The 8322-nt window shown below is 45.6% G+C and carries 7 protein-coding genes and 1 riboswitch; of the genes, 1 reads left to right on the top strand and 6 read right to left on the bottom strand.

Annotated features, from left to right (window positions below; genetic code table 11):
- Positions 1-123: 123 nt before the first annotated feature.
- Complete coding sequence (gene ymzB, locus A3842_RS05385; protein ID WP_074100708.1) at positions 124-459, top strand: protein YmzB; 336 nt, start codon at positions 124-126, stop codon at positions 457-459.
- Between the two features lie 75 nt (positions 460-534).
- On the opposite strand, the gene murB is transcribed toward ymzB, so the two are convergent.
- From murB to A3842_RS05355, 6 genes are all read right to left on the bottom strand, one after another.
- Positions 535-1446, bottom strand: a complete 912-nt coding sequence (gene murB, locus A3842_RS05380) for a UDP-N-acetylmuramate dehydrogenase (RefSeq protein WP_074084475.1) — start codon at positions 1444-1446, stop codon at positions 535-537.
- Between the two features lie 236 nt (positions 1447-1682).
- Positions 1683-2483, bottom strand: coding sequence for an ABC transporter ATP-binding protein (locus A3842_RS05375; RefSeq protein ID WP_074100707.1), 801 nt, complete (start codon positions 2481-2483; stop codon positions 1683-1685).
- A gap of 464 nt (positions 2484-2947) precedes the next feature.
- Positions 2948-4765 (bottom strand): APC family permease, encoded by a 1818-nt coding sequence (locus A3842_RS05370; protein ID WP_074100706.1) that lies wholly within the window; start codon positions 4763-4765, stop codon positions 2948-2950.
- A 126-nt stretch (positions 4766-4891) separates the two neighbouring features.
- A riboswitch (cyclic di-AMP (ydaO/yuaA leader) is annotated at positions 4892-5051 on the bottom strand.
- Positions 5052-5279: 228 nt separating this feature from the next.
- Complete coding sequence (locus tag A3842_RS05365) at positions 5280-5711, bottom strand: disulfide oxidoreductase (RefSeq protein WP_074100705.1); 432 nt, start codon at positions 5709-5711, stop codon at positions 5280-5282.
- The gene (locus A3842_RS05360; RefSeq protein WP_083609490.1) at positions 5711-6466 is read right to left on the bottom strand and encodes a DsbA family protein; all 756 of its coding nucleotides are present in this window, start codon (positions 6464-6466) and stop codon (positions 5711-5713) included. Before A3842_RS05360 ends, A3842_RS05365 begins: the two co-directional genes overlap by 1 nt.
- Positions 6467-6841: 375 nt before the next feature.
- Positions 6842-8158: a hemolysin family protein gene (locus tag A3842_RS05355; protein WP_074100704.1), complete on the bottom strand. Its 1317-nt coding sequence runs from the start codon at positions 8156-8158 to the stop codon at positions 6842-6844.
- Positions 8159-8322: the final 164 nt, after the last annotated feature.

Here is an 8322-nt window from a genome sequence, read left to right as displayed (position 1 = left end):
ATTAAAGTAATTAAATTATATTCCATTATCCAACTAAAAGCAGTATTCAGAAGACTGGATTCAATTTCGAAGAAAAGGGTAACTTAATTTCTATAATCTTCTTGATAAGGATGGGATCAACTGATGGATCAAAGTGTACAGAAATTAATGGATTGGCTGACCGCCCAAGGGGGCGAAACCCTGGTGATTGACAAACAGGAGATGAAAGACCTGGACACCGTCCACTTCAATCTGGAAACCGTGGATTATCGTGATGCCGAAGATGTTATTGATGAATATCTGGACAGTGCACTGATTCTGCGGGGCACAGGCAATACATTGAACAGGGATGGCAAGCTTGTACCACTGCCCCAGCTGAATTACGAGATTGCTGTCAGCGGGCTTCAACTGGATACAGTTCATGACGGTCAGGTTGAACTGCGGACAGACAGAGCCAAATATTCCATCTCCAAAAGCTGAATACACTCATTCTCAGGCAACAATGCTCCATACAAAAAAACAGGACGCGGTATATGAACTGCGTCCTGTAATATGTTACTCTTCTCCAATAATCTTAACTTCCGTCTCCAGCTCTATTCCGAATTTATCCTTAACCGCAGACTGAACATGATGAATCAAACCAATATAATCCTTGGCCGTGGCATGATTGGTATTCACAATGAATCCAGCATGCTTGCGCGACACTTCGGCTCCCCCGATTCTTATTCCCTGAAGTCCGCTCTCTTGAATCAACTGTCCGGCGAACCTTCCTGGAGGGCGCTTGAAGACACTTCCGCATGATGGGTATTCCAGCGGCTGCTTGGATTCACGCTGGTGCGTCAAATCATCCATGGCCGCCTTGATACTCACAGGATCACCTGGCTGCAATGCAAATCGGGCCTCCAGCACGATGAATTCGCCGCTGGCAAAGACACTTTTGCGGTAACCCCATTCCAGTTCGTCACCTTGGAGTGTCACTAGCCGTCCCGCTTTGCTGATGGCAAGTGCACTTTGCAGCACATCCTTAACCTCTCCACCGTAGGCACCAGCATTCATATATAGAGCTCCGCCTACAGTTCCCGGAATTCCGCAGGCGAACTCTAGGCCTGTAAGTTTCTTCTCTAAGGCAAATCTGGATACTTCGATGATCTTTGCACCGCACTGGGCATAGAGCAGATTGTCCCTTAGTCCCATTTCGGTTAAGTCAGCTGTATGCAGGACAATCCCACGGATCCCGCCGTCACGGATAATGACATTCGATCCATTACCCAGAACGGTCAACGGGATTTCATTTACACGGGCATATGTAACAATGGACTGAAGTTCCTCGTACGTCGCAGGTGCTGCCAGGATATCAGCCTGACCTCCCATACGTGTGAACACATAACTCTCCAGCGTCTCACGCTGCTTCACCATGCCCGTCGGAACCAGCTGCTGCAGATCCTCATATATTTTGCTGATATTCATGTTCTTTGCTCCTTTGACTCTATAAAAATAATGTCCCTTGATTCACTATAAGAGCGAGCCCCGTTATTTATATGCAATTAAGGAAGGTGGGATTTAACCAGGGCAACCACAACTTTAACAACGAACAGGCTCCCTTGTCAATGACGGGAGCCTGTGGCCAGCTGCATATATAATCATTATGAGTTACATTTCACGTTTATAACCTCACCTTGTGCGAAGGCTGGTTCTTAAGGAATTCACACCGCTTTGTATGCTGCCAATTCATAAGGCAGACAGAGTGGCACTCCTGTCCGTGGATCAGGGACAATATCCGCTTCAATCCCGAATACTTCACGCAGTACAGTTGGCGTCATTACCTCAGCCGGTGCCCCTTCACTAATCACATTCCCGGATTTGATTGCTACCATATGCTGGGCATAACGGGAGGCATGATTCAGATCATGCACCACCATAATTATGGTGCGCCCTTCTTCCTGATTAAGCTTCTGCAGCAGTTGTAGAACCTCCAGCTGGTGAGCCATATCAAGAAAAGTTGTCGGCTCGTCCAGGAAAAGAATATCGGTCTGTTGCGCCAGAGCCATTGCAATCCAAGCCCGCTGGCGTTGTCCTCCGGATAGACGGTCAATTGGGCGGTCGTGGAACTCTTCCATACCCGTTACCGAGATCGCATTTGCGATAATGCTGCGGTCCTCAGAAGTAAGCGTACCAAAGCCCTTCTGATGTGGATAACGCCCATAGCTCACCAGCTCAGATACCGTAAGTCCGTCTGGTGCAGTGGGATTCTGCGGCAGGATCGCCAGTTGCCGGGCTACTTCTTTGGTAGACAGGTTATGAATCGACTTGCCGTCCAACATCACGCTGCCGCTCTTAGGCTTCATGATACGTGCCATCGTCTTGAGAATGGTAGATTTCCCTGAGCCGTTTGCCCCTACTAGCGCAGTGATTTTCCCTGTTGGAAGAGACAGGTTCAGTCCTTTGACAATCAATGCCTCCGCATACCCAATACTTAACTGATCTGTGTTCAATCGATCCGACATTATCTTCACTCCCTAAAGTTTTATGGTTTCACAGGGATCTCTTCTCTCAGGTAGAGCAAATTAGCACCGTAGATTTATAAAATCCTGTATATGTAGAATCTAATTGCTTCAGAGGGTTGTATATCTTCGCCGCGCCTCATTAAATGATATTGATTCTCATTCTCTATGTCAATAAAAATATTTTCTTTTTGCAGTACCCGTTCTTCTTCACAGATGCTCTGTTAAGTTTTCCAGAGAAATTTCCCATGTCTCACTGCAATACTCTACTTTATGAATACTAGTATAAGATGCCGGAAATGCCTTCCTGCTTTTGTTCGTCCATTCTAATCCTTTCAGAATATGATAGATTATGAAATAGATTGCCATAAAAATCTCCCCTTGAACTGTTCTGATTATTCCTAATAATACCATGAAAAAAGGCAGCTCCCGAAATATCCGGAAACTGCCGTGCTATGAAATTCATCTTATTTGTGCAAATGATAAGGCACTGTTGCTACTACGATATCTTTTTGATTCATCAGATAAGAACGAATGAACAAGCTGGTCTGATTATGCAGAACTGCCTGCCACCAATGCTTGGTAACGAACTGTGGAATAAGTACTGTAATATGATCGGTTGAAGCGGTCTTCCACTCGACTGTTTCAATAAATTTGACCAGTGGGCGCAGAATACTGCGGTAGCGGGAACGTAGAACAATCAAGCGCACTCCCGGATTCCATTCCTCCCACTTTTGTTCCATTTTGTTAATTTCTTCTTCATCGAACCCAACATAGACGGCCACCACATTATCCGTTAAGGACTTGGCATAGCTGATCGAATGCAGTACAGCTCGTGTCACACCCGAGACAGGAACAACCACGGTGCTTCCTTTGATGCAGGGTTTATCCGTTGCCGGACAAATACGCAGCTGATCGGCGGTATTGAGGTAATGGCGGTGTATACGGTGGAATACGAACATTACAACGGGCAGGAAGATAAAAGCCATCCAGACACTGGAGAACTTCGTAATAATGAAGATCAGAGTAATCGTCAGAGTAGTTAGCATCCCCACCGTATTCACGGTAAATTTATTCTGCCAGCCTTTAGGTTTGGTTTTATACCAGTGCACCATCATCCCAAGCTGGGACAGCGTAAACGGAATAAATACACCCACCGCGTACAAAGGAATCAGACTTTCGGTATTTCCATGAAAAGCAGCCACAAGAAGGGCTGATAATACACCTAGAAAGATAATACCATTTGAGAAGCCCAGGCGGTCACCGCGGACCATAAATGCATGGGGCAGGTACTTGTCTTTGGCGAACATAAACGCCAGCAGCGGGAAAGCGGAATAAGCTGTATTGGCCGCCAGGAACAGAATCACAGCTGTAATCCCTTGAATGAAAAAGTACAAACCGCCACGTCCAAAAGTAGATTCAGCAATTTGGGATACAACCGTGGCTTTGGTATCCGGTGTAATTCCGTACCAGTAGGCAAGCAGTGTGATTCCGGTAAACATACTTCCCAGGATAATTCCCATCAACATCAAAGTCTTGGCTGCATTTTTCTCCGCAGGCGCCTTGAAGTTTGGAATGGCGTTCGATACAGCCTCTACCCCTGTCAGAGCCGAACAGCCGGAGCTGAAAGCCTTAAGCAGTAAAAACAAACTTACATTCGATACCGCTGCCCCAATCTCAGGGACATTAGCATGGGCTCCGCCAGTAGCATATTTGAATACCCCTGCAATGATCAACACGAAGATCGATACCACGAATAAATACACAGGAATTGCAATGAAAGATGCAGATTCCGTAACGCCCCGCAGATTGACAATAGTCAAGAGCAGAATAACGGTTACGGCGATTAACACACTATGATTATGAAGATTTGGAAAAGCGGATGTGATCGCATCCGTACCCGCTGATGCACTAACCGCTACGGTCAGAATATAATCTACCAGGAGCGATCCGCCAGCAAGGAGTCCGGTAGGAACCCCGAGGTTGCTCTTGGCTACGATATACGCGCCTCCGCCCTGCGGATAAGCAAAGATGGTCTGACGATAGGATAAAATCAAAATAGCCAGCAAGCCCAATACGGCTAATGCGATTGGCAATGAGTACCAGATGGCTGTGAAGCCTGCGGCCACCAGTACAATCAGGATTTGTTCCGTTCCGTAGGCTACAGACGATAGCGCATCAGAAGACAGGACAGCCAGTGCTTTCACCTTGGATAACTTTTCATGATCTAGTTCGTTCGACTTCATCGGACGCCCGATCAATAGTCGTTTTACCTTGCTTACCATTGTAATAACAGTTCCTCTCTTTGCTTACGTTGAAACGGTAATACCGTGCGCTGTTTTCATTGGTGGATTTCATAAATGCAGGCACAAAAATAAGCATACGGAAATGATCCGCATGCTTACGCATCGTCATTATCCCACCATTGCTTACGAGGTTAGCTGGCGGATTCGGGCTGTGGTAGCCCTACGGTTGCAGCCCTTCCGGACCGTTCCCGATTCACCCCTTTGGCGCTTAGGCCAATGTTGGTTCCCCCGTTTTTCCATACGGAAAATTCAGCGCATATTCAACTTCTCACAAGGTCTAATGATAGTCTACAATACGTCTTCCGTAAAGCGGTGAAAAAAATGAAAAAAGAATGAAAAAACATCCAATTTACGCAAAACCAAGATGAGAGATAACGCGATCTTTCATTCTCTGCGATTATCCCGTCATCACGTGTTTTTTCAGGGTTTTGAACCTCATTTGTGTCTGAAATTTCAGGAATGATTTGTGCTCTAAATTCTGCAGTGGCTTCAGCTACTCTACTGTGTCCTCTTTACGTCCGGTCCAGAGCAAAATCGTGATTAGAGCAAAGGCGATCAGCGCAAGCAGTGGAATCGTAATGAACCCAAAAAAATTCAGATAATCTTTATTACAGGGTACGCCAATTGTACACGGGAGCACCTTGCTAAGTGCGGGAATCTTCTGCTCAGCATAATGATAAATAGAAATACTGCCCCCAATAAGACTTAATGGAAGTACATAGGGAATAATTTTTTTGTCATTCCGGTATGTAGCTACTCCCAGGAGAATCAGCTGCGGATACATGAAGATACGCTGGAACCAGCATAGCTTGCAAGGCTCATATTTCAGCACTTCACTTAGATATAAGCTTCCCGCTACTGCAATAACAGATACAAACCAGGCCAGATAGAGACAGTGGCGTCTGCAGAACATAGAGAACTTCATCACTCGGCCTTCACTGCTTCGGACGCGGACTTAATCTGTGCCTTAATGGCTTCCATTTTGAAAGGCTCATCTACTTTGTGTCCATTGATAAATACAGTAGGTGTGGAAGTAACTCCTGAAGCCTTGGCAAGACTGATATCACGTTGCAGCTCACTCTCATAGGTCTTCTCCTTGATATCCTTACGCAACAGATCCAGATCGATTGGCAGCTTTTGTTTCTCAGCCAGATTCACCAGGAATTCCTCTGTAGCCCATTCTGCTTTTTCATCCCCTTGATTGGCATAAATCGCATCGTAATACGTCCAAAAAGCTTCACTGTTCTGATGGTATACAGACAGGGCTGCCAGGGAGGCTGTCTCGGAATCCGGACCGATAAAGGCCATATTTACGAAGTATATAGCAGCCTTATCCTGATTCACATATTCCTGAGCCAGCTGTGGCTTGATGACACCTGCAAAATTGGAGCACGCCGGACATTTGAAATCACCGAATTCAACGATTTTAACGGGTGCATCTGCTTTACCTAGTCTTGGCAGTTCACTGTAATTGAAGTCAACCGCTTTGCCTGAACCTGCATTTGAAGATGAATCCTTCGACGCAAGTATAAAAAGAAGGGTGAAAATAATCACTACAATGGCTACTGTGCTAATAATCAGAATTCTCGTTTTCTGCTTCTGCTGTTCCTGCTCTGCCCTGCGTTTCTCCGCTTTACTCATTTGGGGAACCATGACACTGTTTTTTTTAGATTTGTTCAAATGAGAGTTCCTTTCTGTCCCGGCGGGACTGTTGAAATGATGGTATTTCCTTTAAAATTATATAATTAAAACTCTCACATTGGCAAACCTTCATTCATACCACCTCAGACTTCTCATTACATTCTTATTATCCTAACGCCCCGAAGTTCTTTGTTGATGAGAAGGCTCGCCGTAAATGGATCCTGAGGCTGAAAACACTCCCCCTCCTCTGGCGTTATCCGACCATATGCGGGAAGCATCCACCGGAGAGTCATTTTCAATTCATTATGACTTGCAGTAACCTGCTCCACATCCCTATTCCAAGGGATTTTTTATACAAAAAAAGACACAGCGCCTTTCTTGACGCCATGTCATGGATCAACTTCTATGATTTGATCAAGCCCCAGCCTCTTCAGCCAAAAACTCGACTTTCATTACTTTAATACGGGATATCCGTTTGTTGTCTGTTTCTTCTACCGCAAATAAATGATTATCAAATTCGAATGTCTGGCCTTTTTGCGGCGGGTTTACTTCAAGCTTGGAATACAACCAGCCGCCGATGGTATCATAATCATCCGTTTCCATGTTCAACCCCAGCCGGTCGTTGATCTCTTCAATCAGCATCAAACCGTCAATGGAGAATTCGTTCTCTCCCAGCTTCTCTACCCCAGGGCGCTCCTCGTCAAATTCATCCTGAATTTCACCAACGATCTCCTCCATGATATCTTCAAGCGTAACCATGCCGGAGGTGCCGCCGTATTCATCGATCAGAATAGCGATTTGCGTCTTCGCACGCTGCATTACTTTGAGCAGTGCACTAATCTGAATCGATTCTGGAACGGTAAGAATGGGACGAATCAGTTCATTGTATTTGGGTGCATTGTCCCGGATCAGATCCTTGATATGAATAAAGCCCAGAATGTGGTCCTTATCACCGTCGCAGACCGGATATCTTGTACGCATCCCGTCAAAGGCAATCTCCATATTTTCTTCAACCGTCAGATTATTGTTCAGACAGATCATTTCTGTACGCGGAATCATAATTTCGCGAGCCATCGTATCGGCAAACTCGAAGATATTATCCACCAAGGTCATTTCTGTATTATCGATCAGTCCACTCTTGTTGCTCTCCTGCATTAGGATGCGGATTTCTTCCTCCGTATGTGCTGTAGCCAGCTCCGAGGCAGGCGATAAGCGGAAAATCCGCAGCAGACCGCTGGCCAGACCTTTAACGATCCAGATGAAAGGATACATGATCCGGTAAAAAACATTCATCGCACCTGCGGTTAGCAGAAGTACCGCTTCAGCTTTGTTCACTGCAATTGTCTTGGGAGCAAGTTCTCCGAGTACAATATGCAGAACCGTGATGAACATAAAAGCAATAATCAGCGAAATCACATACACTGAAGTTTCGCCAAATCCTAGGCTTGTTACAATGGGTCCCACAATCGTAGCGATCGCCGGTTCTCCCAGCCAACCAAGTGCCAGAGAAGCAAGAGTAATGCCAAGCTGACAGGCGGACAGATAACCATCCAGATTGTGTACGATATTACTTGCTGCCACTGCCTGTTTGCTGCCTTCCTCCATCAGGGAATCTATGCGTCCGCTTCTTACCTTCACCATCGCATATTCAACCGAAACAAAAAAGCCATTTAACAGAACCAGCAATATAATAAGACCTACATGTAATATACCGGGTAAAGGGTCGCTCAATTTATACTCCTATCCACCGTCTCCACGATTCAGGCGGATAGGCCCACCTCCTTCGTTTGTTCAAAATGTCGGCTATTGCAGCAACAACAGTTCCTTTCTGAATCAATTTCCCAATGCATTCATCTCCTGACTGGAATCACGAATATATATATACACATTATTAT

Source organism: Paenibacillus sp. P3E, from assembly GCF_001909045.1.
Classification (GTDB): domain Bacteria; phylum Bacillota; class Bacilli; order Paenibacillales; family Paenibacillaceae; genus Paenibacillus_AQ; species Paenibacillus_AQ helianthi.
This window is presented reverse-complemented; position numbering and strand designations above follow the sequence as displayed.

What these genes read in the sequence shown, in the direction of transcription:
- ymzB (WP_074100708.1), top strand. Translation starts at nt 124, where the DNA reads ATGGATCAAAGTGTACAGAAATTAATGGATTGGCTGACCGCCCAAGGG.
- murB (WP_074084475.1), bottom strand. Translation starts at nt 1,446, where the DNA reads ATGAATATCAGCAAAATATATGAGGATCTGCAGCAGCTGGTTCCGACG.
- A3842_RS05375 (WP_074100707.1), bottom strand. Translation starts at nt 2,483, where the DNA reads ATGTCGGATCGATTGAACACAGATCAGTTAAGTATTGGGTATGCGGAG.
- A3842_RS05370 (WP_074100706.1), bottom strand. Translation starts at nt 4,765, where the DNA reads ATGGTAAGCAAGGTAAAACGACTATTGATCGGGCGTCCGATGAAGTCG.
- A3842_RS05365 (WP_074100705.1), bottom strand. Translation starts at nt 5,711, where the DNA reads ATGAAGTTCTCTATGTTCTGCAGACGCCACTGTCTCTATCTGGCCTGG.